This is a genomic window from Vibrio sp. OPT20 (assembly GCF_963889365.1).
Lineage (GTDB): Bacteria > Pseudomonadota > Gammaproteobacteria > Enterobacterales > Vibrionaceae > Vibrio > Vibrio splendidus.
Window position 1 is genome coordinate 271829 of sequence record NZ_CAWPOA010000052.1, and the last position, 23235, is coordinate 295063.

Sequence of the window (23235 nt, forward strand, 5' to 3'; positions counted from 1 at the left end):
ATACCTTTGTTGGTGAGTTCAACCAATCCAGCTTTTAGAGATGACAAGAATTCGTCGTCTACTTCTTTAAACACGTTAACCAGTAGCTGTCCATCAACCCAGTCACATGTCAGTTGCTCTAGACCAGGCCAAAACTTACCGCGGCCGTGGAAAATACGGCGTAGTTCGTTTGGTACTTCATTAAGTTGCTGTTCAATATGACTAAAAAACAGAGGTAAAGCTGATGCTTCCATTATTTCACTCACTTAGTGTTTAGCTTTGGCCAAGTTAATGACCAAGGTTCAAGCCAACTGTCCAAACCGTTCGACACGGTTTCCTGATGCCACTTCTCACCCAAGGAGTTTAAGCTTCTTGGATCGCAGACATATTCGTAGGCTTGTGATTGATAGGTAAATCGAATCGCGAAGGCATGCAGATAACCTCTGTCAGCCTCACTCGATGGATTATAAATAGGGTCACCAACAATGGCTGAGCCGATCGATTTCATCGCGACACGGATCTGGTGAGTTCGCCCCGTATAGGGTTTGCATAACAGCAGACGTTCACCGGGTTCAGCCGTTGCTGATAAAAACTGAGTAATCGCAGGATTCTCTTTGGATGTCAGAAGTTTCCAACTAGAGCGTCTCGAACGCTCCATGTCTCCTGAGATCAAACCTTGCTTTTTCTTTGGCTTCTTAGAACCGATCGCAAGGTAGTATTTCTCTACTTCACGCTTTGCAAATAGCTGTGAAAGCTCGCTCGCCGCCGACGCATTTTTTGCCAGCAGCAGAATGCCCGAGGTCATTTTATCTAGTCGATGAACGAGATACAGCTTAGGCTCATTAATTGCCTTAGCAACTTCTTGAAGCAACATGGTATCGCCATCGTCTTTGTGGACGCTGACTCCAGGATGCTTATTGATAAGTAAAAAATCAGAGTGGTTCAGAAGAATATCGAACATGTAAAGGCTAGCTCCATTGTAGAACGTGGAGTATACCGCGTCTGAACCCAGATTCCAGCTACGAAAAAGCCCAACTCACTCAATAAATATTGAATCATTGGGCTTCTTTTCAGCAAGTAGCGATCAGTGCTTGGTCTTTGTTCTATTGGCATTCGGAAAATAGAACAAAGCCACCCGCCCTACGCGAGTTTGAACTTACCGACTAATGCTTCTAGCTCAGCAACTTTAGCGTTCAAGCCTGAGGTATTTTCAGAGCTGCGAGTCGCTAATTGCAAAGACTGCTCAGAAATATCACTGATCGCCGTAATATCCGCTGCAATTTCTTTGGTCACCGCTGTCTGTTCTTCTGCCGCTGTCGCGATAGAGTTGACCATGCTTTGTACATTGCCAGCACCACTTACAATCGCTTCTAGCGCCAAAACTGCGCCAGAGCTTTGCTCAACACCAATCTCAACTAGACGACAGTTATCTTGAGTGTAAGTCACCGCTTCTTGCGTACCAGATTGAATCGACTGAATGATACCAGACACTTCTTGAGTCGCTTTGGTCGTTCTCTCTGCCAGTGCTCGTACTTCATCAGCAACCACTGCAAATCCACGTCCAAACTCGCCAGCACGTGCCGCTTCAATCGCAGCATTCAGCGCCAGTAGGTTAGTTTGCCCAGCGATGTCTTCGATTACCTTAATAACGCTGCCAATCTGTTCACCATGTGAACCTAGCGTATTCATTTGTACCGACATGTCGCTCATTTGAGTCGACACTTGTTGGATACTTGCCACCATTTCAACAATCACATTACGGCCATCTTCTGCTGACGTTTCTGAGCGACGCGCCTCTTCATAAGTAGAAGCACCTTGCTGAGCGACTTCAGAAATGGTCAAGCTTAACTCTTCTGCGGCAGTCGCAATCAGGTTAGCTTTATCAGCTTGCGCAGAGGCACCAGAAACGATGTCTTGACTGATTGATGATAGCTCGCCTGTCACCGATTGAACTTGGTTCGTCACAGAAGAGATTGAACCCAATAGGTCGACCAAAGATTTCTGCATTTGGTTAATCGACGTAGCGAGATCGGCCAGTTCATCGCCAGAATCATCAACAATATCTCCAGCGGTAAGGTCGCCATTTGCCACGCGTCGCGCAACTTGTTCAACACGAGTTAGACGGTTAGTGATGGAGCTAGACAATACAAACGCAATAACACAACCAAACACAATCGCAATGGCAGACAACACCATGATGGTACGTTCGATGGTGGTAAACGAATCGGTTAATACAAGCAGCGATTGTTCTGTATCGGCACGCTCACTTGCAGACGCTTGGTCCAGTAAGTTTTCAACCGGGATTAGATTGCTCTCATATAGGGAGCGAAGCTGCTGGATATTCGATAACAGCGCAGAGTCATCGTTGATCATAGGTACAAGCTTAGATTCAAACTCTTGCGTAAAGCGCCCCATCAGGTCTTCAATTCGCTCAATACGGCGATGGTCTTCTGAACCTCGACTCTCTAAACGTTTTGCTTCTTTAATAGCCTGAGCAAATTCATTCTTGTTGGTTCGATAATCATTAAGCGCATTGTCGGCCTGAGTAATCGCACCAAGTGCATCGCGATAAACATCCCCAGCCTCATCGATCAATACAAGGTAGGTCACCGTTCCCGGTACATCATCCATCCTAATTTCATCAGCGCTCTTGTGAGCCCCAATGACTTCGATCCATACAATACCGACTAACGTGACAAGCACCGCCAATATAGAGCCAAACCCGGCGTACAACTTCTTCCTAACTGACAATTTCACACAACACCTACTTAAATAAAATACAGCTCAATCAGCTATTACTTTTCATTATATCGGCTACCAGACCAATAACTTTAAGTATTTATTTTTCTTTGATAATTAAGTTAGTAGCATAAAAAAACGGGAGCCAATGGCTCCCGTTTCTTAACTTACTTTAACTCGCGGATTGTAGCTTCTAAGAGCTATGGTTTCTTAAAACTATAGCTTCTCAGAACTATAACTTCTTAGAGATAAGCGCAGAGCCAGCAATGATACCAATACCTAGTAGCATGATTGCACCTTTACCGCTGTCGAAGCCAGAAGAGATACCCATGAACGCTACGATAGCGATAGCGACTGGGATGATGTACTTAACAAGTGTGTACCATAGACCGAATAGTGGGAAAGATACTTCACCGTCGTTAGTGATTTCTTTCTCTAGGTCAGCACGGTTTAGTCTCCAACCAGCGAAGATACATACCAACATACCGCCAACTGCTAGGAAGATTTTATCCGTTAGTAAGTCGAAGATATCAAATGCACCAGTACCAAACAGTGTTGGACCGAAGCCGCCAAGTGATAGAGAAGCGAAGATACATAGAATCGCCATTACTACACTTGCAGACAGTACTGCAGTCACACGCTTCATGCCTTTCTCATCGATTAGGTACGAAACCACCACTTCAAGTAGAGATACTGAAGAAGTTAGTGCCGCAACACTTAGACCAACGAAGAACATTAGAGCAAATAGAAGACCAACTACGCCGCCCATTTCAGCGAATAGCTGAGGAACAACAACGAATACTAGACCAGGGCCCGCCGCAGGTTCCATACCAAATGCGAACATTGCAGGGAACATTGCAACACCAGCTAGGATAGCAACGCCTGTATCCATCGCCGTAACCATAGCTGTAGTTTGAACTAGGTTCTCTTTCTTCTTAAGGTAAGAACCGTAAGTCAACATACAACCCATACCAAGAGATAGTGAGAAGAATGCTTGACCTAGTGCAGCTAGAATTACACCGCTGTCTACTTTAGAGAAATCAGGGCTGAATAGGAATTCAAGACCAGCCATCGCGCCCGGAAGCATTAGGCCTTTGATTGATACCACGATAAGGATGATGAAAAGAAGTGGCATCAGAATCTTACCCGCTTTCTCAATACCGCCAGAAATACCCTTCATAACGATAACAACGTTAAGTAGTAGGTATAGGCCCATCCACATAAGTGGTTGAACTGGGTTTGAGATAAAGCCACCGAAGCTGTCACCAATTGCTTCAGGTGCGTCTAGTAGACCACCAGCAATTTTACCGATGTATGCGATAGACCAGCCACCTACTACAGGGTAGAAACCCATGATAAGTAGACCACTGACTACGCCGATAACACCAGCGAACGTCCAACGACGGTCAGTTGATTTAAATGCACCTACTGCTGATTTTTGCGTATGACGGCCAATCGCAAATTCAGTCAGCATGACACTGAAACCGATGAAGATTACAAAAAACAGGTAAATTGCAACGAATGCACCGCCGCCACTTTCGCCTGCTGTGTAAGGGAATTTCCAGATGTTACCTAGACCAACAGCAGAACCTGCTGCAGCCATTACGAATCCTAACTTCGAACCCCAGGTATCGCGGGGTGTTGTGGTTGTATTACTAGTAGCCACGTGTACTCCAAACTTTTGTGTTGTGTGATGTTGTGTTTTGCTTTGGGTGGCGTCTTTAAAAGATAAGGTGTATAAAAAAATTTACACACTTAAAAGATTTGATTGACGCTCGTTGTATGGCAAGTAAACCAGTTTAAGAATAAAATTGGAAGTCCGAACCGTACATATTTCGTTACCAATGTAAATTTTTATGGTTAAATGCCGTCTTTTTATACAAAACAATCGTTTTCTTCTTAAGTTAACCAAAACTTAACAACTATAACCTGTTTACAGCTTTTGCTCTATTTTGTAAATAGTTGATTCCTTAAATTCCCATATCCTCAAAATAGCATTACTATCTAAGTGTCTCTTTTTTCGAGTATTCAATGTGGAAAAGCTCTACCATTTTTTAACTTTAGCTTCCGTTGCTTTGTACTGGGTTCTCGTCGCCGGTGTGACCTTTCGTGTCGTACTAAAACGACGCTCTGTCAGCGTTTCTCTCGCGTGGTTGATGGTTATCTACATTATCCCGATTGTTGGCGTGGCCTGTTACTTCCTTTTCGGCGAGCTAAACCTAGGTAGAAAGCGGGCTGAGCGCGCACATCGCATGTTTACTCCGTTCGGTGATTGGTTCCGCCAATTAAATGATTGTCAGGTTCACCTTCCAGGTAAAGTTGGCTCCCCAATCCACAAGATTGATGAGCTTTGTAATAATCGAATGGGTATTCCTGCACTTAGTGGAAACACACTTTCACTGCAAGCTTCACCCAATGAGATCCTGCACGCAATTATCGAAGATATAGAAAACGCACAAACCAGTATCAAAATGGTTTTCTACATTTGGCATCCTGGTGGTCTAACCGACTCCGTAGCCTCTGCACTGATTCGAGCGGCCAAACGTGGCGTAGATGTTAAGGTTTTACTCGATTCAGCAGGTAGTCCACGCTTTTTCAAAAGCCATTGGCGTTCAATGATGAAAGACGCTGGTGTGCAAGTTGTACAAGCACTAGAGGTTAGCCCTTGGCGTATTTTAATACGCCGCCTAGATCTCAGGCAGCACCGTAAAATCATTGTGATTGATGAAACCATTGCCTATACCGGTTCAATGAACATGGTCGACCCTGCTCACTTCAAACAGAGCTCAGGTGTTGGTCAGTGGATTGACGTAATGGTTCGTGTAACTGGCCCTACCGTAAATGTACTGTCGGCCATTCATGGTTGGGATTGGGAAGTGGAAACAGGTGAACGCATCCTTCCTGATTTGCCAGAGTGTCCGGTTGAAGAGGTAATGACGCATCACCCTGTTCAGGTAGTACCATCAGGCCCGGGCATGCCGGAATATTTGATCCTACAAGTTCTGACCATTGCAATTAATCAGGCAAACCATTCAGTTCGTATCACAACACCCTACTTCGTACCGAGTGCCGATTTATTAGAAACACTCAAAATGACTGCGCAACGTGGTGTCAACGTAGAATTAATAATCCCACATAACAACGACTCACTAATGGTTAAGTGGGCTTCGCGCGCTTTCTATACTGAACTGCTTGAAGCTGGCGTTAAGATTTACGAGTTTTACGGTGGCCTTCTTCACACCAAATCGGTAGTGATTGATGAAGAGTTTTGCTTAATCGGAACGGTCAATATCGACATGCGCAGCCTGTGGCTAAACTTCGAAGTGACGCTAGCCGTTGATGACGTACACTTCACCAAGCAACTGTTTGATTTGCAGCAATCCTATATTGAATCATCTCATCCAGTGGAATTGGAGCAATGGGAGCAGAGAAATTTACGTAACCGCTTCTTCGAACGATTGTTCTATTTGTTCAATCCCCTGCTGTAATCCAATCAATGGACCCACTGCGACTCATATCTCTCTGCTTATCAGATTTTTGACCTTTCACGATAAACGACGTGAAAGGTTAAAAAGCGAAAGAAAAGCATAAAAACTCTCCCTCTGCTCTTGCTTTGAATGCTATTGGCATGTTTTAAATAGGACATAACCGATTGATAAGGAATTCACAGCATGTCCGAGAACAAAACCACTAAACTGATCACTGCTGGTCGTGATAAGAAGTGGACCAATGGTGTCGTTAACCCACCAGTACAGCGCGCTTCTACTGTCGTGTTCAACTCAGTAGAAGAAAAGCGTAAAGCTACGATTAATCGCGCTAATAAAACGCTTTTTTACGGACGCCGTGGAACCAACACTCACTTCGCTTTCCAAGATGCCATGGTTGAAGTCGAGGGCGGCGCAGGCTGTGCACTTTACCCTTGTGGTACTGCAGCCATTTCAAATGCCATTCTTTCTTTTGTAGAAACAGGCGATCATATTCTGATGGTCGACACCTGCTACGAACCGACGCGTGATTTCTGTGACACCATAATGAAGAAGATGGGTGTAGAGACGACCTACTACGAGCCAACCATCGGTGAAGGCATCCAAGACCTTATTAAGCCAAACACTAAGGTGCTGTTTACCGAATCTCCGGGGTCAATCACCATGGAAGTGCAAGACATTCCAACGCTAGCGCGTATTGCTCATGAACACGACATCATCGTGATGCTCGATAACACATGGGCTGCTGGTGTGAACTTCTCACCGTTTGATTTTGGCGTTGATATCTCGATTCAAGCTGCGACCAAATACATTGTTGGTCACTCTGATGTGATGTTGGGTACGGCTGTTGCCAACGAGAAGTGTTGGGATCAACTAAGAGAACAGAGCTATTTGATGGGGCAATGTGTATCACCAGATGACGCTTACCTTGCCCTTCGTGGTATTCGTACTCTTGACGTTCGACTACGCCAACATGCAGAGAGCAGTTTGAAAGTCGCAAAATGGTTGGAGACTCGACCTGAGGTTGATCATGTTCGTCACCCTGCCCTTGAGTCTTGCCCAGGCCATGAATTCTTCAAACGAGATTTCACTGGTGGTAATGGCTTGTTCTCTTTTGTGCTGAAGAACTCGAATACAAAAGCGACCACAGCGCTGCTTGATGGTATGACGCACTTTAGTATGGGTTACTCATGGGGTGGCTTTGAAAGCTTAATTCTAGCGAACGAACCGAACAGCTTTGATAGCCTAAGAACAGTAGCGAACCCTAACTTCACAGGAACCTTGGTACGTGTTCATATCGGCTTAGAAGACGTTGATGATCTGATTGCAGACCTAGAGGCTGGATTGGAGCGTTACAACGCGCTCGTTTAATTTAAAGCGTTAGCAGACTCAGACCAAAAAGGCAGGATATTCCTGCCTTTTTCAGATTAGCGCATTAGACACATCGCTTTAAAAAGCTACTGAACGTCAAAGCACGCCCAATTGAAAATTTCAGAGCGGTGTTCATTGAACAAGTACAAAGACTGATCCTTAACTGCAATAGCGTAATCAATCGTCACCCCTTTATACTCACTATATTCATTGTTAATAATTGGATCATGGAAAGGGGTCGCCGTTCTCACATCTATAATGCTCATCGACAAATTATTCCCATCAAGCTCATAGTGCCCGAAATACAGATTTTCCATAGTACTCTCCTTACCGTCTTGCTCTGTAATCGTCACAAACTCTCTCATGCTAAAGGTATGGTCAGATTGAAAAGTAAGGCTTATACGCTCATAAAGCGATTGATATGGTTGGAATGCCTGAGATAAAAAATCAGTTTTAATCGTTTTGCAATGCCATCGAGTGCCCGCTAATACGTTCTGTCCTGGCAAAAAACTTGCAGCAGCAATTACCACTAAAATGAGTAAACCAATTAGTCGCAAAAGTAACTCCTCTTCTTCATATACTGAGCAAAGGAATCAAAAGACGACTCTACATTGAAAACCGAAGCACTATAATTCAGAGCCTCACCATCTTTCCTTTGAATCAACATGTATAACGCGTCATCTTCGGGTTGGTCAACTGATGGGTAAATACGGACAAAAACATCAACGTTACAGTGGCTCGGTATCACCGCTGTAAGCTTTTGAGTGACCGCAGGCAACGAATAGGAGTCATTATGAGCAATATGGAAGAAGTAGTGGTTGGTATTGTCGGTGTAACTGTCACGATATTCCGCTTTATCAATAAAATAAGGCAGGGGCGTATAGTAGGTTTGGAAAAGGTTGAACGCCGTTACTGCGACACAAACCAAAGCGAGTAAATAACCGGCTTTAGCGAGGTGTCTATTAGACACAACATTTGCCTGTTCTTGCTTAACTGCACTCTGATCTAGGTGTGAGTCACTAGGTAGCTCGGAAGAAACAACTTTCGCAGAATCTGCATCAATCAATGCTTCATTTATTGTTAACGGGTCTTGGGATATTTCTTGGGACATTCCTTGGGACAAAGGTACGTTTTGCGTCAACGCAGAATCGGCAAGCGGTACACTTAGTTCACAGACTTTTTTACTCGCTTGAGAAGGCACCTCTTCAGTTACTGTGGACCGGCTCAACTCGTCGATTTCAAGAGAATACCCTGTCTTACTAACGGTACGAATCGTCGCGCAACCACAAGTTACCCTAGACAGTGTTTTTCGAATCTTTGAGATAACGTTAGTCAGCGCTTGCTCTGAAACAATTACATTACCCCAACACCTATCAAATATCAGACCTCGCTCGATGCACTCACCAGCATTTTCAAGCAAGAATAGAAACACCTTACCTTCTAACGGCGCGATAGTTTCTACGTGGCCATCTTCACGCACAAACTGCCTAAGCAAGGGATCATAACTAGCATCGCATATTTGGTAGATTTGTTGTTTCACTATCGTCTTCTAGGTTTGAATTCGGTCGCATATGATATTGAATAGTTTACAAATGACCAGTGAATTTTCCAATTTTCACGCAATTATTTCGCGACGAGAAATAACACTTTTATTTGTGTGGACAACCTTCTAAATGATCATTAACCATACCTGTCGCTTGCATAAACGCGTAACAGATTGTTTCCCCTACAAACTTAAAGCCTCTTTTTTTCAAAAACTTACTCATTGCCTTAGACCGCTCAGTAGAAGCAGGAACTTGAGACATCTCAGTCCAGTTGTTTTCTATCACCTTGTTATCGACAAATTGCCATAAAGCATTTGATAAAGAGCCAAACTCTTTCTGGAGTTCAAGTGTTGCTCGAGCATTACCGTATACAGAGGCAATCTTGCCCTTATGCTTAACCACATCGAAGTTTTCAATGATGTACGGCACGTTGTCTTCATTCAACTCAGCTAGCTTGTTTAGATCGTAATTATCAAATGCAGCACGATAGCCTTCACGCTTTTTAAGGATCGTAATCCAACTCAGGCCCGCCTGAGCGCCTTCTAAAGTAATGAACTCAAACAGAACTTGGTCATCATAAACAGGCACGCCCCACTCTGCGTCGTGGTACTCCCTTTCAAGCTCATGTTTAAGCGCCCATGCACACGTTCTATCCACTTTATTCGCTTCCATTTCGATAGTCTCTTTTAGTAATCGTACATAAAAATAATGCCCCAAATAGGGGCATTATTTCAAAGGTTAGTTGACGTTAAGCCACTTCAATTTTATGGAATAAACGATACAGCACAGGTACTACGATTAGCGTGAGTACAGTCGCAAAGCCTAAACCAAACATGATGGTTACTGCCATTGGTTTAAAGAAGATATCCGGTAGTAGAGGGATCATACCTAGAATCGTTGTAATCGCTGCCATACATACTGGGCGAACACGACTCAATGCTGCATCAACTACCGCAACATAAGGGTCTTTACCTGATTTCATTTCAATCTCAATTTGATCAAGCAGTACGATACCATTCTTCAGAAGCATCCCAGATAGACTCAAGAAGCCCAACAGCGCCATAAAGCCGAATGGTGTATTCAAAGCTAACAAGCCTGTCGTAACCCCGATTAGCGCTAATGGAACCGTTAGCCAAACAATCAGCGGTTCTTTGACCGAGTTGAACAAGAACACGGTAATCAAGAACATGAACAGGTAACCCATCGGCATAGTGGTAAACAGTGACGCTTGTGCATCAGCAGATGACTCATATTCACCCCCCCACTCCAACGAATAACCTGGTGGCATCTCAATCGCTTCGATTTGTGGCTGTAAGCGTTTCTGTAACGTCGAAGCCGTTTCTTCACCCAATAGGTCGTTGTCGGCCATTACCGTCAGCATACGCTTACGGTTCTTACGGATGATAAGTGGATCTTCCCATTCCAATTCGTAGCCAAGCGTCACTTGCTGCAACGGAATGTATTCGCTTAATGCCGGGCTCCAAATCTTCATACCTTCGATGTTGCGAATATCAATTCGCTCATCTTCAGGTAAACGAGCCACAATAGGCATCAACGTAGTACCATCACGATACACACCTATCGACTTACCAGAGAAAGACATCGCTAGGAAATCATCAACGTCAGACTTGGTAATACCATAACGACGCGCTTGGCTTTCATTGAACTGAGGCTCTAATACCTTAGTTCTTTCACGCCAATCATGACGAACGTTAAACGCTCCGTCATCGGCACGCATGATGTCCATAACTTGAGCTGCGATTGAACGTAGCACGGTTGGGTCTGAACCGACGATTCGAGCCTCAATTTTCGCACCGCCACCAGGGCCTAATTCAATTTGCTTAAGTTTGTAATCAATTTCAGGGAACTGGCTGTCAACGTGTTCACGGAAGCGACGCATCAGCCCCTCAAGGACCTGATAATCTTTCACACGAACCGTGATTTCGCCATACGCGCTATAACTCTTCTCGGGTGAGTAGGTCAACATGAAACGCTGCAGACCTTTACCGGCCGTGGTCGTGATATGTTCAACTTCACTTTGTTCCGACAACCAACTCTCAAGCACTCTCAACTTGGTATTAGTTGCTCGAATATCCGTACCTTCTGGCATCCAAACATCCACTTGGAACATCGGAGTAGTTGAAGATGGGAAGAATGCTTGTTTCACAAAGCCAAAACCGTACACACTCGCACCTAAACCAATCACCAGAACGATCATGGTTAGCCACGCGCGTTTCATACAGAACTCAAGGAAGTTTTTATAGATAACAAACACCATCCCGTTGTATGGGTCTTTGCCTTCGTTATCGGGATCAACCTTCTGTCCTCTGAAGAAGATATCGGCAAAAAACGGCGTGATCGAGATAGCAGTAAACCAACTCAGCATCAATGAAATCAATAGTACCGTGAACAAGGTGCCACAGTATTCGCCCGTTGAATCTTCAGACAAACCAATTGGAGCAAACGCGGTGACCGCAATCACCGTTGCACCGAGCAGTGGCCATTTGGTTTGGGTCACGATATCAGTGGCGGCCTGCATCCGGGTTCGCCCCTTCTGCGTGCCGATCAATATCCCCTCCACCACCACAATGGCATTATCCACCAGCATCCCCAAGGCAATAACCAACGCGCCCAGTGAAATACGTTGAAGGTCGATTTTGAAGTACTGCATGAAAATAAAGGTGCCGAATACGGTCAATAGCAGTATCAAACCAATCAACAGACCCGATCGTACTCCCATGAAGAACAGTAACACCACGATTACGATCGCAACCGCCTGCCCTAAACTCACCACAAATCCGCTTACCGACTTGTTCACCTCTTTAGGTTGGTTATAAACCTCGGAGATGTCGATACCGACGGGTTGTTGATATTTAAGCTCGGCGAGTCTTCGATCAAAGTCTTCACCCACTGCGACCACGTTCACGCCTTGCGCAAAAGAGACACCCAGGTTAAGCGCGAGTTCGCCGTTATAACCAATGATGTTACTCGGTACCTCAACGTAACCACGAGTTACATTCGCCACATCTTTTAGATAGATAAGCCCTTGAGCGCCACCTTCCGTAAGAATCAAATCACCAAGCTGTTCAACGTTTTGGAACTCACCGGTTGGATGGATTCGAATATATTCATCACCAATCCTTACTGCTCCTGCACTTGATACAATATTTTGAGTCGATAAAAGGTTAAATACCGTGCTTGGAGACAGACCCAGAGAGCTTATCCGTTTCATCGATATCTCAATGAACACTTGCTCTTGTTGTTGTCCGGAAACGGAGACTTTACTGACCCCATCGACCAACTCTAGCTCTCGCCTTAGGTAATCAATGTAATCCAGCAGCTCTTTGTAGCTATAGCCATCCCCCGTCACCGCCAGCAAAATACCGTAAACGTCACCGAAATCATCGATGACTTGAGGATCATTGACGCCGGGTGGCAGTTCAACCTTGAGATCATTCACTTTTCGGCGAAGTTCATCCCATATTTGCGGAAGATCATCTGGGCCGTAGTTGTTCTTCATCGTCACCGTTACCTGTGATAGGCCGCGGCTAGAGATAGAGTTCACTTCGTCCACATAGGTAAGTTGTTGAATCGCTTTTTCTAGTGGGTAAGTAACTTCTTCTTCAACTTGTTGAGGTGTGGCCCCTGGGTAAGAGGTCACAACCATCGCATCTTTGATGGTAAAGGCAGGATCTTCTAAACGACCCAAGCCGAAAAAGGCAGAGACACCACCAATAAGAAAGACCAGAGATAGCATCCAGCTAATGACTTTGTTACGTATAAAGTAAGAAGCAACGCCTGTGATCTGATCATCACCCTGTTGATCGTCATTTTGGGGCTTGTTATTTACTTCACTCATTGTTCGTCTCCTGAGACAATACTTCCACTGTCATCCCATCTCGCAATCGCGATACGCCTGCAACAACGACATGCTGCCCCATTTCTAATCCTTTCATGATCTGCAATGTTTTCTGATTGGCTTTTCCTATTACGACTTGCTGTTTCGAGACGGTACTGTCGTCATTAAGCACCCATACATAAGAGTTCTGGCGCGTTAAATCATCGCCATCCGCATTAAACACAGCTTCGATTGGGATAAGTACCCCAGCTTTTAACTCCAAGCCGATATCTCGCCCATTTGACGTCACCTCAACGGCCATACCATCCAGAATTAAATCATCTTCCGGCATAGGTAGAGCAAGCGTCACCGTGAACGTGCCCGTGCTTGGGTCAGGTTCAGTGGTGAACTCCTTAATAGCCGCCGTGTATTCATTGCCACTGGGCACTCTTACCACAGCCTCAACATTCGATAACAGCTGTTCGCTAGGCTGATTCACGTAAATCTGGTCAGGCAGTTGGATAACAACCTCAACATCCTCGACACTGTGAATGTTCACGACCTGCTGGCCTACCTGAATATTTTCATATTGATCGACACTGACACGAGAAATGATCCCATCAACAGGGGCACGAAGCTTAGTGAACGACAAGCGCAGTTTTGCGAGTTCCAACTCGGCATAAGCGATCTGGCGTTGAGCAGCAATTTCATCAAACTGTGACTTCGCCAATAAACCTTTCTTCACTAGCGGACTTGAACGTCTGTATTGACTGTTAATTACCGTGTAACGCGCCTGAGCATTGTCGACATCCAGTTGATAATCGGTAGGGTCAAGCTCTGCAATGATGTCTCCTTGTGAAACACGTTCACCTTCTTTCACATCAAGCTTATTGATTTCACCGGCGACTCGAAAGCTGAGATGAGCCTTCTCGGCAGCATTTGCAACCGCAGGGAAATAGAGTTTGTCGCTAAAATCGATGACTGAAATCTCGATAGCTTTAACCAAGGGTGTGTTATTCACTTCTACAACTTGTTTATCTTCACAAGCCGTAAGTAAAGCCAAACACGACAGTCCAGCGGCCACTTTAAGTGTTTTCATGTTATAGCCCCCTTTCCTTGATCCACTCTCGAACTTTAACGCCCGGTTCAAGACCATTAACACCAGAAGTTACGATGCGATCACCATCGTTCAACCCTGAAACAATATGGCGCTTTTCATCGATGATGATTGCGACATTTTCAACAATACCGTCGCTATTCACGCGCCACACAGAGACATCATCCCCATCAGTCATCATTGCTGATGTGGGAATTTTTGTGGCGGCCGCTAACGCTGAAACTAAATGAACTGTGCCTGACATACCCGGCAAAATACCAACATCGGTTGGTCTTTCCATTACCATGGTGACTTTGTACGATCCGGTTTTGGGATCCGCTTCAGTATCAACTTCTTGGAATGTTAAAGCGTAGGAGCTACCAGGGAAAGCATCAAAAACCATGGTTGCATCCGTCTCAAACCCTGAAGAAAAGCGCGTGATAAGTTGGTCGGGTAATAAGAATACGACTTTGAGGATTTGATTCGTTTGAATATTCATCACGCCTTGTTTGGCAGCGATATATTCATGGTTTTCAGCAGGAATGATGGAGATAGTACCATCGTAAGGCGCAACCAAAGTGGTATAACGTAGGTTGGCTTTTGCTTGGTTAAGCACCGCTTTAGCAGAATTATGATTAGCTTTCGCTTGGTCGAAGTCTTGCTCAGATACGACGCGATCTTTGCGCAACTTAATGGAACGTTGGTATTGAACATCGGCAAGCTTAAAGTTGGCTCTCGCTTGCTTCTCTAACAACTGATATTCGTCAGGATTAAGCGTTGCAAGGCCATCACCTTTGGTAACCTGTTGACCAGATGTGATATCGATAGTCTGAAGTAGCCCTGGAACACGAAATGCCAGTACTGCTTTGTCACCCGCTTCTGTGGTGGCTGGAAAGCTACGTTCAAAGGCATTACTACCGACGGAGACAGTGAAGAGTTTGGCGGGTCTAGAATCTGGTTCAGGTACGGGAGGAAGCTCCTTACCACACCCAGACAACCCAGCTAAGGCTGTCAATAGGACAACGGAGGCTCTATACATTAGTGATCATCCATAACTATAAATATTTTTATAACATAGATTAATCACATGTAACTTACCAGTTATCGTAAGATTTATTTAGACAAAATTATTAAAAAAAATAACGGCTTGGAATAAATTTTCCTAAACCGTTATCTAATGTTTTTCAGGTTTACCACTACATGTTCTTAAATGCGCGATCGACTTTGAAAGTATCCGAAGTCACATAAGCTTCCATATTGCGGACACTGGTCTCTAATTTCTGGAAATCACCCTCTAAAGTGCCCAGTAACGACTCTGCGGTTTGCCCTTTTTCCCAAGGTTTTTGCTTGAGCGTGTGCTCCTGTTTAGCCTTCATCTGATCGACATACCGAGGTGGTTGTTTTTCAAGCATAAATGTCAAAGCTACATACGCTAATAACACCAAAAAGCTACCACCAAGCAGTGCCGCTGAGATAACCAAGATACGAACCAACCACACTTCAAGGCCAAAGTAGTTCGCTAACCCTGCACACACACCGGACAGCTTACCGTTAATAGGATCGCGATACAGTTCTCTACTCATAGTTTCGTCTCCAGTTAGGTGACTCCGCATCCAGTATTTTTTCTAGTGTTTTCACTCGGTCTTGCATCGATTCAGCTTGAGCAGAAAGCTTGTGCAAACGCTGAAGATCCGTTTCTGAAAGACCATTACTGGATTTCTTCTTGCTGCGGTAATGTAAGAACAACCATAGCGGTGCCACGAAGATTAAAAAGACAATCAGTGGGCCTGCAATTAGAAATGTTGACATAGACAACTCCTAAATTATTTATCGCGGTTTTCAACTTGTTGCTTCAGTTTCGCCAGCTCTTTTTCAATTTCATCTTGAGCTTGTAACTCTGCAAACTCTTGGTCTAAAGATTTTGCGTTACCTGTTTTCGCGTAAACGTCCGCTTCGGCTTCTAATTCATCCACTTTACGCGAGAATTGTTCAAACTTCGCCATTGCTTCGTTGGTTTTGCTTGAATGCAGATGTTTTTGAACATCACGACGATTACTCGCAGCATTATTACGAATCATCAATGCTTGCTGCTTTGCGCGAGTTTCTACGATTTTGGTTTCGAGCTTACCAATTTCACTGGTCAGCTTTTCGATGGTTTCGTGCACCAAGGTTTGCTCTGTGTGAAGGCTTTTGATGATATCTTCAAGTTTTTGCTTTTCGATTAGCGCCGCTCTAGCTAAGTCTTCACGTTGTTTAGTCAGTGCTAGTGTCGCTTTGTTTTGCCAATCTAGAATCTGAGTTTCGATAGCTTCAACTTTACGCGCTAACTCTTTTTTATCTGCGATAGCTTTAGCGGAGTTAGTGCGAACCTCAACCAGCGTATCTTCCATTTCTTGGATAATCAGGCGAATCATCTTTTCAGGATCTTCAGCCTTGTCTAAAAGTGCACTGATGTTCGAATTTACAATGTCTGCAAAGCGAGAAAAAATACCCATGAGGAACTCCTTAATTACAATGATGGCAAATGTGCTTTAAAGCGTTATTCGATTTCTCAGTCCACTTGCTCAAAAATTTACGTTTGTTGTTAAACCTACCATAAGTAATCCAAGTAGCGTGCCAACTTTTAAGCCATTTATTATCAGACACTTACAATAAAATGGTGATTAACCCGAACCATGCTATGATGAATTTAGCCAAGTATTGGTATTTTTCACCACTACGACTCTTATACTTAAGCTATTTACATGACGTGACTTAAATAAAGCTCTCTAAATCACATCCATCGGCGCTCAAATCGCACAAGGACCCGCTATGCAGCAGAACCTCATTGGTGAATCACCTAGCTTTCTCTCTGTTTTAGATAAAGTATCCCAACTCGCACCAATCGAAAGACCCATTCTGATCATTGGCGAGCGTGGTACGGGTAAAGAGTTGATCGCACAAAGACTGCATTACCTTTCAAGGCGATGGGATCAGCCGTTGATCTCACTTAATTGCTCAACACTCAGTGAGGGTTTAATTGATTCTGAGTTGTTTGGTCATGAGTCTGGTTCCTTTACTGGTTCAAAAGGTCGTCATCAGGGTCGATTTGAAAGAGCGGAAGGTGGAACACTGTTTCTTGATGAGCTCGCGACCACGCCCCTAGCCGTTCAAGAGAAGCTATTGCGCGTTATTGAATATGGGCAGTATGAACGTGTCGGCGGACAAAAAGCTTTAAGTGCCAACGTAAGACTGGTTTGCGCGACCAACGCTGACTTGCCAGACATGGCATTAAGGGGCGAATTCAGAGCCGACTTATTGGACAGGCTCGCGTTTGACGTGATTACTATCCCCCCCCTTCGAGAGCGAAAAGAAGACATCACGCTGCTGGCAGAATACTACGCCATTAAGATGTGCCGTGAATTAGAATTGGAGTTGTTTGTTGGCTTTGCTCCGTCTGCCGTAGAGGCGCTGCTGGATTATTCATGGCCAGGGAATGTGCGAGAACTCAAGAACGTTATTGAGCGCGCAGTCTACCAGCATGGTAAAGACCCATATCCTATTGAATCTTTGGTGTTTAACCCATTCAAACCCGCATGGAAAATAGATCAAGATTCCACGCATGAAATTGGCAATGCGCCGTCCAACAGCCATACTTCATCAGAGAGCTCGTTTTCTTTGCCACTTGATTACAAAGCATGGCAAGAACAACAAGACATCAAGCTGCTCAATCAAGCCCTAAAACAGAGCAAGTACAACCAGAAACAAGCAGCAGAATTACTTGGATTAACCTACAACCAATTACGTGGAATGGTGAGGAAGTACGCGATTGTCGGACAAGCTAACGATAAATAGCTGTCAGCACTTGATTATTATTTGGAGCCGAATAAATAAAATGTTAAATTATCCGGATCTTGAGGCTCCTCTAACGCCTCGTTTCGAAAAGTATTTCTTTTTATGAAAGCACTAATAAGACTATCACTGAGCATCTGCACGCTGAGCTTTTTAGCTGGATGTGGTGAGAGTGTGAATCACGAGCAAATCCGTGAAAAAGGCTTCATTTATTGCGGCCAAGGTAATCCTAGTACTTTCAACCCACAACTGGTTGATAGTGGCATTACCTCAGAATCGCTGAGCCCTCAAATTTTCGATACACTGCTCACTCTTGATCCAATGACTTATCGACCAAAACAGAACTTGGCAACAAGCTGGTCTGTCGATGAATCGGGTACAGAGTACACGTTCAAACTGCGCCCTAATGTTGCGTTTCAAACCACAGACTGGTTTACCCCAACTCGCAGTATGAATGCACAAGATGTGGTCTTTAGTTTTGAGCGAATCATTGACAGTTCAAACCCATTTCATTATGTAGGCGGCGGCCTATACCCATGGTTTGCCGGTATCGACTTCCAAAACCTGATCGTCGATATCACTGCGGTTGATGACCTGACGGTGAAATTCCAATTAAGTCGCCCAGACAATTCATTCCTCAACAATATCGCCACCAGCTATGCGGTCATTCATTCTAAAGAATATGCCAATAAACTCATTGCTACGGATGAAAAGAATGAAATAGACTCCAAGCCCGTTGGCACAGGTCCTTTCTACTTGGACGAATACCAAATCAATGATCTAGTTCGCTTGAAAAAGAACAAGCACTATTGGAAGGGTAACGTAGAAATGGACCAAGTTGTGTTTGATACTTCACAACGTGGGACAGGGACTCTTGCCAAGCTACTTCGTAGTGAGTGTGATGTATTGAACTCACCGATTTCTAGTCAGATTCCTATTATTCAAGCTCATGAAGAGTTGAAGATTTCCGCCACGCCTGCGGTTAATGTCTCTTTCATCGCGCTGAACACCGAGCACCCAGCACTGCGTGACTCACGAGTGCGCAAAGCGCTGAACTTGGCTATTAATCGTCAGAACATTCTTGATTCTGTGTACTACGGTACAGGTACAAAAGCCTACACCTTGCTTCCCCCTACTTCTTGGGCTTATCAAAAAGACAGTGTTCAAGTTCGCTATGACCGCAACTACGCAGTTGCGCTTCTTAAAGAAGCTGGGGTAGAACCTGGGCTAGAGCTATCGATGTGGGTTCCTTTAGAACCAAGAGCTTACAACCCAAGCCCAAGAAAAACAGCAGAATTAATCCAAGCAAATTTAGCTGATATTGGTATCGAACTTAAGCTCTATACCGACGACCGATTTGATCGTACGCAGCTGTCATCCATTTCCTCAACAGACTTGTTGCTCACAGGTTGGATCGGCAATACGGGCGACCCAGACAACTTCTTGCGTCCGCTTCTCTCATGTAGCTCAGAACGCGCTGGATTAAACGTCTCTATGTGGTGTAACTCTGACTTTGATTTCCTTCTCGATTTAGCATTAGAGATCAATCAACAAAGGCACCGCGTGAACTTGTATCGACAAGCCCAAAACATTCTCAATGAAGAAGTTCCTGTGATTCCTCTCGCTCATGGCGTGCAATTCCGCGTGCACGATCGTTCGCTAAGTGGCTTTAAGCAGAGCCCGTTCAATGCTCAACCTTTTGATCAAGTCAGAAGGGAGGTGCAGTGATGTTTTGGTATACATTAAGACGTGTAAACTTATTCATTATCACACTGGGGATCCTGACGTTAGTGGGGTTCGCTCTGCTTCGACTAGACCAAACCTCACCTTGGGCGATTCAAGACTTTTGGCCCGGTTGGCTTAGCTATATCACAGAATTATCGACACTTAACTTTGGCTTGAGCAAGCACGGAGCGCCTATCATCGATGAGCTTGTCGTGGTATTCCCTGCAACGTTAGAACTGTGTTTCTTTGCTTTTGTGCTTGCGCTGTTTATCGGTATCCCTTTCGGCACGATTGCTGGCATGAGACAGGGCAAGTTTGTCGATACCACCATATCGTTTACTTCAATGGCCGGTTACTCTGCACCTATATTTTGGGTCGCACTACTGATGATCATGGTGTTTTCGTTGCACTTTGAGATGTTCCCAGTTGGTGGGCGATACGACCTGCTTTACGAAATCGAACACGTCACTGGCTTCGCTATGATTGATGCCTTTTTTGCTGAAGGTCGTTATCGAGCACACGCACTGCAAAGTGTTATCGAACATATGGCGTTACCTTGTCTTGTATTGGCACTCGCCCCAACGACTCAGGTAATTCGACTGATGAGAGCGTCAGTGGCTGAAGTGATGACTCAAAACTACATCCGCGCCGCACGAATTAAAGGTCTTTCAACAAGAGAGATCGTCACGCAGCACGTGTTAAGAAATGCGATACCACCGATTATTCCTAAGGTCGGCGTTCAACTATCAAGTATGTTAACGCTCGCGATTATTACCGAGTCTATCTTTAACTGGCCGGGTATTGGCCGCTGGTTATTGGATGCTTTATCTAATCAAGATTACGTTTCAATTCAAGCTGGCGTAATAGTGGTAGCAACCTTGGTTTTGACCGCAAACATTCTGTCCGATCTATTGGGCGCGATGGTCAATCCACTGGTAAGGAAGGAATGGTATGCTAACAAATAACGTCTACCAAGAAGAGCAGATTCCAACCCAGTTCGAGCGTTTCTGGCGCAGCTTCCGTGGCAATAATCTCGCTATGTTTGGACTGTGGTGTTTGGCCTTAATCATTCTAATCACCGTCACTTCACCATGGTTAGCTCCGCATGATGCTCAAGAACAAACGGGACACCTGTTAACCCCACCCTCTTGGGATCCCTCAGGAACTGTTGAGTATTTCTTAGGTACCGATGACTTAGGCCGAGATATTCTTTCTCGTCTGATTATCGGCTCTCAGCTGACGTTTGGTGCCGCGGTTGTGATTACCTTTATCGCAGCAGTCATTGGTTGCCTGATTGGCGTACTTGCGGGGATGACTCGTGGATTATTATCAAGCACGCTAAACCACCTGCTTGATACCGTTATGTCGATTCCGTCTCTGTTACTGGCAATTATCTTCGTGGCGTTTCTTGGTTTTGGCGAGTTTAATATCTTGCTTGCCTTATGTTTAGCATTGATTCCACGCTTTATTCGTTCGGTATACATTGCCGTGCACGCTGAGGTAGAAAAAGACTATATTTTGGCTTCTCGCCTCGATGGTGCGAACGACTTCTACCTGTTATGGAATTCAATCCTTCCTAATATTCTTACCGTGGTGGCACTTGAAATTACGCTGGCATTGTCAGTCGCTATTCTTGATATCACGGCTTTGGGTTTCTTAGGGCTTGGCGCTCAAGCACCAAGTACCGAATGGGGCTCAATCTTGGGTGACTCTGTAGAGCTGATTTACCTCGCACCATGGACAGTAACCCTACCCGGTTTAGCCATTATGTTTACAGTGATCGTGATTAATCTCGTCGGTGAAGGTGTTCGCCAAGCGCTAAATGCAGGAATCGAATAATGCCTTTACTTGATATTCGACATCTAACCATCGAGATTGAGACCCCTCAAGGGATGGTTAAAGCCGTTGATAGAATGAGTCTTACCCTCAATGAAGGGGAAATTCGCGGCTTAGTAGGTGAATCAGGCTCAGGCAAGAGCTTGGTTGCAAAAGCGATCGTTGGGGTTTGTAAAGAAAACTGGAAGGTTTCTGCAGACCGAATGCGCCTTGGCAATATCGACCTCCTGCAACTGACACCCAAAGAACGACGCCGAGTTATTGCTCGTGATATCGCGATGATCTTTCAAGAGCCATCCTCTTGTCTTGATCCATCTGAAAAAGTGGGCCATCAACTTATTGAAGCGATTCCTTCCTATTCGTTTGAAGGTCGGTGGTGGCAGAGATTCAAATGGCGTAAGAAGCAGGCCATCGCTCTACTGCACAAAGTCGGTATTAAAGATCACTCTCGTCTTATGGACAGTTACTCTTATGAGTTGACTGATGGGGAGTGTCAAAAAGTCATGATCGCCATGGCGATCGCAGCCAAACCAAAAGTCTTGATCGCTGATGAACCAACCAACGATCTAGATCCGATTACACAGTCTCAAATATTGCGTCTGTTGAGTCGTATGAATCAGATCAATAACACGACCATCGTGCTGATCGGCCATGACTTAACCACCATTACCCAATGGGCAACTCGCATTACCGTTATGTACTGTGGTCAGTCTGTGGAATCAGCGGATACGCAGAAGCTGTTGGATGCACCTAAACACCCATATACAGTAGCTCTACTGAAAGCGATGCCTGACTTTAACGACTGGATTCCTCATAAAGAGAAGCTACAGTCTTTGCCAGGTTCAATCCCTCCGTTGCAGCACCTTCCTATTGGTTGTCGACTAGGACCACGTTGCCCTTATGCGCAAAGGCAATGTGTTGAGATTCCTTATACCAAACGAATCAAAAACCATAAGTTCAATTGTCACTTCCCTCTTAATATGGAGAAGAAAAAGAAATCATGAGTGCATTATTAGAAGTCATTGATTTATCTAAAGACTTTACGACTCGCTCTGGTCTTTTCCGTAAAAAGATTCATCAGGCAGTGAAACCAGTAAGCTTTTCGCTTGAGGCGGGACAGACGATTGGTTTTATCGGTCAGAATGGTTCAGGAAAGTCGACATTAGCAAGAATGCTAGCGGGCATGGTAGAGCCAACTGCGGGCGAGATTCGTGTGAACGGTGAAAAGCTAGAGCACAAGGACTACTCGACTCGCTGTAAGCTGATTCGAATGATCTTCCAAGATCCGAACACCTCGCTTAACCCGCGCATTCAGATTGGTCGAATTCTTGAAGGTCCATTGAAGCGAAACACCAATATGCCACCAGAAGCCCGTATGCGTCGTGTGAAAGACACCCTGTTACGTGTGGGCCTTCTACCGGAGCATGCTTACTTTTACCCGCAGATGCTGGCTGCAGGCCAAAAACAAAGGGTATGTTTGGCGCGCGCCTTAATCCTTCAACCATCAATCATTGTTGCAGACGAAGCGTTGAATGGTTTGGACATGGCAATGCGCTCTCAAATCATCAATTTGTTCTTAGAGCTACAAGAAGAGATGGGCGTATCGTTCGTCTACGTATCTCAACACCTTGGTATTGTTAAACACATTACCGACAAAATCATCGTCATGCACGAAGGTAATGTGGTTGAGAGTGGGGAAACGGATCAAGTGTTAACCAATCCAACTCACCAAATCACCCAAAGATTGGTTGAGAGCCATTTCTCCAAAGCGCCTAACCACTAATCTCGAAT

Annotated in this window: 21 protein-coding genes; 8 read left to right on the forward strand and 13 right to left on the reverse strand. The window is 44.8% G+C overall.

The genetic code is table 11. The annotated features are described in order from the left end of the window. From AACR09_RS11325 to AACR09_RS11340, 4 genes are all read right to left on the reverse strand, one after another. Nucleotides 1–233, reverse strand: a 233-nt coding sequence (locus tag AACR09_RS11325; RefSeq protein ID WP_228010509.1) for a class I SAM-dependent methyltransferase, incomplete at its 3' end; no start/stop codon positions are given. Nucleotides 234–241: 8 nt separating this feature from the next. Then, nucleotides 242–940: a TIGR01621 family pseudouridine synthase gene (locus AACR09_RS11330; RefSeq protein WP_050634665.1), complete on the reverse strand. Its 699-nt coding sequence runs from the start codon at nt 938–940 to the stop codon at nt 242–244. Between the two features lie 179 nt (nt 941–1119). After that, the gene (locus tag AACR09_RS11335) at nt 1120–2736 is read right to left on the reverse strand and encodes a methyl-accepting chemotaxis protein (RefSeq protein ID WP_193834985.1); all 1617 of its coding nucleotides are present in this window, start codon (nt 2734–2736) and stop codon (nt 1120–1122) included. A 214-nt stretch (nt 2737–2950) separates the two neighbouring features. Then, complete coding sequence (locus AACR09_RS11340) at nt 2951–4384, reverse strand: sodium-dependent transporter (protein WP_012604350.1); 1434 nt, start codon at nt 4382–4384, stop codon at nt 2951–2953. 367 nt (nt 4385–4751) lie between these two features. On the opposite strand from AACR09_RS11340, the gene cls reads away from it, so the two are divergent. Continuing rightward, a complete protein-coding gene (gene cls, locus AACR09_RS11345) occupies nt 4752–6206 on the forward strand; it encodes a cardiolipin synthase (protein ID WP_193834986.1) in 1455 nt (484 codons plus the stop codon). 183 nt (nt 6207–6389) lie between these two features. Next, nucleotides 6390–7574 carry a cystathionine beta-lyase gene (locus AACR09_RS11350; protein ID WP_193834987.1) on the forward strand — a complete coding sequence of 395 codons (1185 nt, stop codon included), beginning with the start codon at nt 6390–6392 and terminating at the stop codon, nt 7572–7574. Between the two features lie 86 nt (nt 7575–7660). Here AACR09_RS11350 and AACR09_RS11355 read toward each other — a convergent pair whose 3' ends face one another. The 9 genes from AACR09_RS11355 to pspA all read right to left on the reverse strand — a co-directional run bounded on the left by AACR09_RS11355 (nt 7661) and on the right by pspA (nt 16547). Continuing rightward, complete coding sequence (locus AACR09_RS11355; RefSeq protein WP_193834988.1) at nt 7661–8131, reverse strand: hypothetical protein; 471 nt, start codon at nt 8129–8131, stop codon at nt 7661–7663. Continuing rightward, nucleotides 8122–9114 carry a winged helix-turn-helix domain-containing protein gene (locus AACR09_RS11360; RefSeq protein WP_193834989.1) on the reverse strand — a complete coding sequence of 331 codons (993 nt, stop codon included), beginning with the start codon at nt 9112–9114 and terminating at the stop codon, nt 8122–8124. Before AACR09_RS11360 ends, AACR09_RS11355 begins: the two co-directional genes overlap by 10 nt. A gap of 109 nt (nt 9115–9223) precedes the next feature. Continuing rightward, nucleotides 9224–9790, reverse strand: coding sequence for a DNA-3-methyladenine glycosylase I (locus tag AACR09_RS11365; RefSeq protein WP_193834990.1), 567 nt, complete (start codon nt 9788–9790; stop codon nt 9224–9226). Between the two features lie 76 nt (nt 9791–9866). Then, nucleotides 9867–12977: an efflux RND transporter permease subunit gene (locus tag AACR09_RS11370; protein WP_193834991.1), complete on the reverse strand. Its 3111-nt coding sequence runs from the start codon at nt 12975–12977 to the stop codon at nt 9867–9869. Further along, entirely contained in the window at nt 12970–14055 is a 1086-nt protein-coding gene (locus AACR09_RS11375) for an efflux RND transporter periplasmic adaptor subunit (protein ID WP_029222096.1), read from the reverse strand. The genes AACR09_RS11370 and AACR09_RS11375 overlap by 8 nt, the downstream gene beginning before the upstream one ends. Before the next feature lies 1 nt (nt 14056). Continuing rightward, a complete protein-coding gene (locus AACR09_RS11380) occupies nt 14057–15091 on the reverse strand; it encodes an efflux RND transporter periplasmic adaptor subunit (RefSeq protein WP_193834992.1) in 1035 nt (344 codons plus the stop codon). A gap of 157 nt (nt 15092–15248) precedes the next feature. Beyond that, a complete protein-coding gene (pspC, locus tag AACR09_RS11385; RefSeq protein ID WP_193834993.1) occupies nt 15249–15635 on the reverse strand; it encodes an envelope stress response membrane protein PspC in 387 nt (128 codons plus the stop codon). Next, nucleotides 15628–15861, reverse strand: coding sequence for an envelope stress response membrane protein PspB (pspB, locus tag AACR09_RS11390; protein ID WP_004734605.1), 234 nt, complete (start codon nt 15859–15861; stop codon nt 15628–15630). The genes pspC and pspB overlap by 8 nt, the downstream gene beginning before the upstream one ends. A gap of 14 nt (nt 15862–15875) precedes the next feature. Further along, nucleotides 15876–16547 carry a phage shock protein PspA gene (pspA, locus tag AACR09_RS11395; RefSeq protein WP_076676587.1) on the reverse strand — a complete coding sequence of 224 codons (672 nt, stop codon included), beginning with the start codon at nt 16545–16547 and terminating at the stop codon, nt 15876–15878. A gap of 316 nt (nt 16548–16863) precedes the next feature. On the opposite strand from pspA, the gene pspF reads away from it, so the two are divergent. From pspF to AACR09_RS11425, 6 genes are all read left to right on the forward strand, one after another. Next, nucleotides 16864–17886 carry a phage shock protein operon transcriptional activator gene (gene pspF, locus AACR09_RS11400; protein ID WP_004734603.1) on the forward strand — a complete coding sequence of 341 codons (1023 nt, stop codon included), beginning with the start codon at nt 16864–16866 and terminating at the stop codon, nt 17884–17886. A gap of 102 nt (nt 17887–17988) precedes the next feature. Next, nucleotides 17989–19611, forward strand: a complete 1623-nt coding sequence (gene sapA / locus AACR09_RS11405; protein WP_102458020.1) for an ABC transporter substrate-binding protein SapA — start codon at nt 17989–17991, stop codon at nt 19609–19611. Then, on the forward strand, nt 19611–20573 hold the full coding sequence (locus tag AACR09_RS11410; RefSeq protein WP_017083273.1) for an ABC transporter permease: 963 nt from the start codon (nt 19611–19613) through the stop codon (nt 20571–20573). Before sapA ends, AACR09_RS11410 begins: the two co-directional genes overlap by 1 nt. Then, nucleotides 20560–21447 (forward strand): putrescine export ABC transporter permease SapC, encoded by an 888-nt coding sequence (sapC, locus tag AACR09_RS11415; protein WP_017078998.1) that lies wholly within the window; start codon nt 20560–20562, stop codon nt 21445–21447. Before AACR09_RS11410 ends, sapC begins: the two co-directional genes overlap by 14 nt. Next, complete coding sequence (locus AACR09_RS11420; RefSeq protein WP_017078997.1) at nt 21447–22448, forward strand: peptide ABC transporter ATP-binding protein; 1002 nt, start codon at nt 21447–21449, stop codon at nt 22446–22448. The genes sapC and AACR09_RS11420 overlap by 1 nt, the downstream gene beginning before the upstream one ends. Continuing rightward, on the forward strand, nt 22445–23227 hold the full coding sequence (locus AACR09_RS11425; protein WP_004734598.1) for a peptide ABC transporter ATP-binding protein: 783 nt from the start codon (nt 22445–22447) through the stop codon (nt 23225–23227). The genes AACR09_RS11420 and AACR09_RS11425 overlap by 4 nt, the downstream gene beginning before the upstream one ends. Nucleotides 23228–23235: the final 8 nt, after the last annotated feature.

What these genes read in the sequence shown, in the direction of transcription:
- AACR09_RS11330 (WP_050634665.1), bottom strand. Translation starts at nt 940, where the DNA reads ATGTTCGATATTCTTCTGAACCACTCTGATTTTTTACTTATCAATAAG.
- AACR09_RS11350 (WP_193834987.1), top strand. Translation starts at nt 6,390, where the DNA reads ATGTCCGAGAACAAAACCACTAAACTGATCACTGCTGGTCGTGATAAG.
- AACR09_RS11365 (WP_193834990.1), bottom strand. Translation starts at nt 9,790, where the DNA reads ATGGAAGCGAATAAAGTGGATAGAACGTGTGCATGGGCGCTTAAACAT.
- AACR09_RS11370 (WP_193834991.1), bottom strand. Translation starts at nt 12,977, where the DNA reads ATGAGTGAAGTAAATAACAAGCCCCAAAATGACGATCAACAGGGTGAT.
- AACR09_RS11375 (WP_029222096.1), bottom strand. Translation starts at nt 14,055, where the DNA reads ATGAAAACACTTAAAGTGGCCGCTGGACTGTCGTGTTTGGCTTTACTT.
- AACR09_RS11380 (WP_193834992.1), bottom strand. Translation starts at nt 15,091, where the DNA reads ATGTATAGAGCCTCCGTTGTCCTATTGACAGCCTTAGCTGGGTTGTCT.
- pspC (WP_193834993.1), bottom strand. Translation starts at nt 15,635, where the DNA reads ATGAGTAGAGAACTGTATCGCGATCCTATTAACGGTAAGCTGTCCGGT.
- pspB (WP_004734605.1), bottom strand. Translation starts at nt 15,861, where the DNA reads ATGTCAACATTTCTAATTGCAGGCCCACTGATTGTCTTTTTAATCTTC.
- pspA (WP_076676587.1), bottom strand. Translation starts at nt 16,547, where the DNA reads ATGGGTATTTTTTCTCGCTTTGCAGACATTGTAAATTCGAACATCAGT.
- pspF (WP_004734603.1), top strand. Translation starts at nt 16,864, where the DNA reads ATGCAGCAGAACCTCATTGGTGAATCACCTAGCTTTCTCTCTGTTTTA.
- sapA (WP_102458020.1), top strand. Translation starts at nt 17,989, where the DNA reads ATGAAAGCACTAATAAGACTATCACTGAGCATCTGCACGCTGAGCTTT.
- AACR09_RS11410 (WP_017083273.1), top strand. Translation starts at nt 19,611, where the DNA reads ATGTTTTGGTATACATTAAGACGTGTAAACTTATTCATTATCACACTG.
- sapC (WP_017078998.1), top strand. Translation starts at nt 20,560, where the DNA reads ATGCTAACAAATAACGTCTACCAAGAAGAGCAGATTCCAACCCAGTTC.
- AACR09_RS11420 (WP_017078997.1), top strand. Translation starts at nt 21,447, where the DNA reads ATGCCTTTACTTGATATTCGACATCTAACCATCGAGATTGAGACCCCT.
- AACR09_RS11425 (WP_004734598.1), top strand. Translation starts at nt 22,445, where the DNA reads ATGAGTGCATTATTAGAAGTCATTGATTTATCTAAAGACTTTACGACT.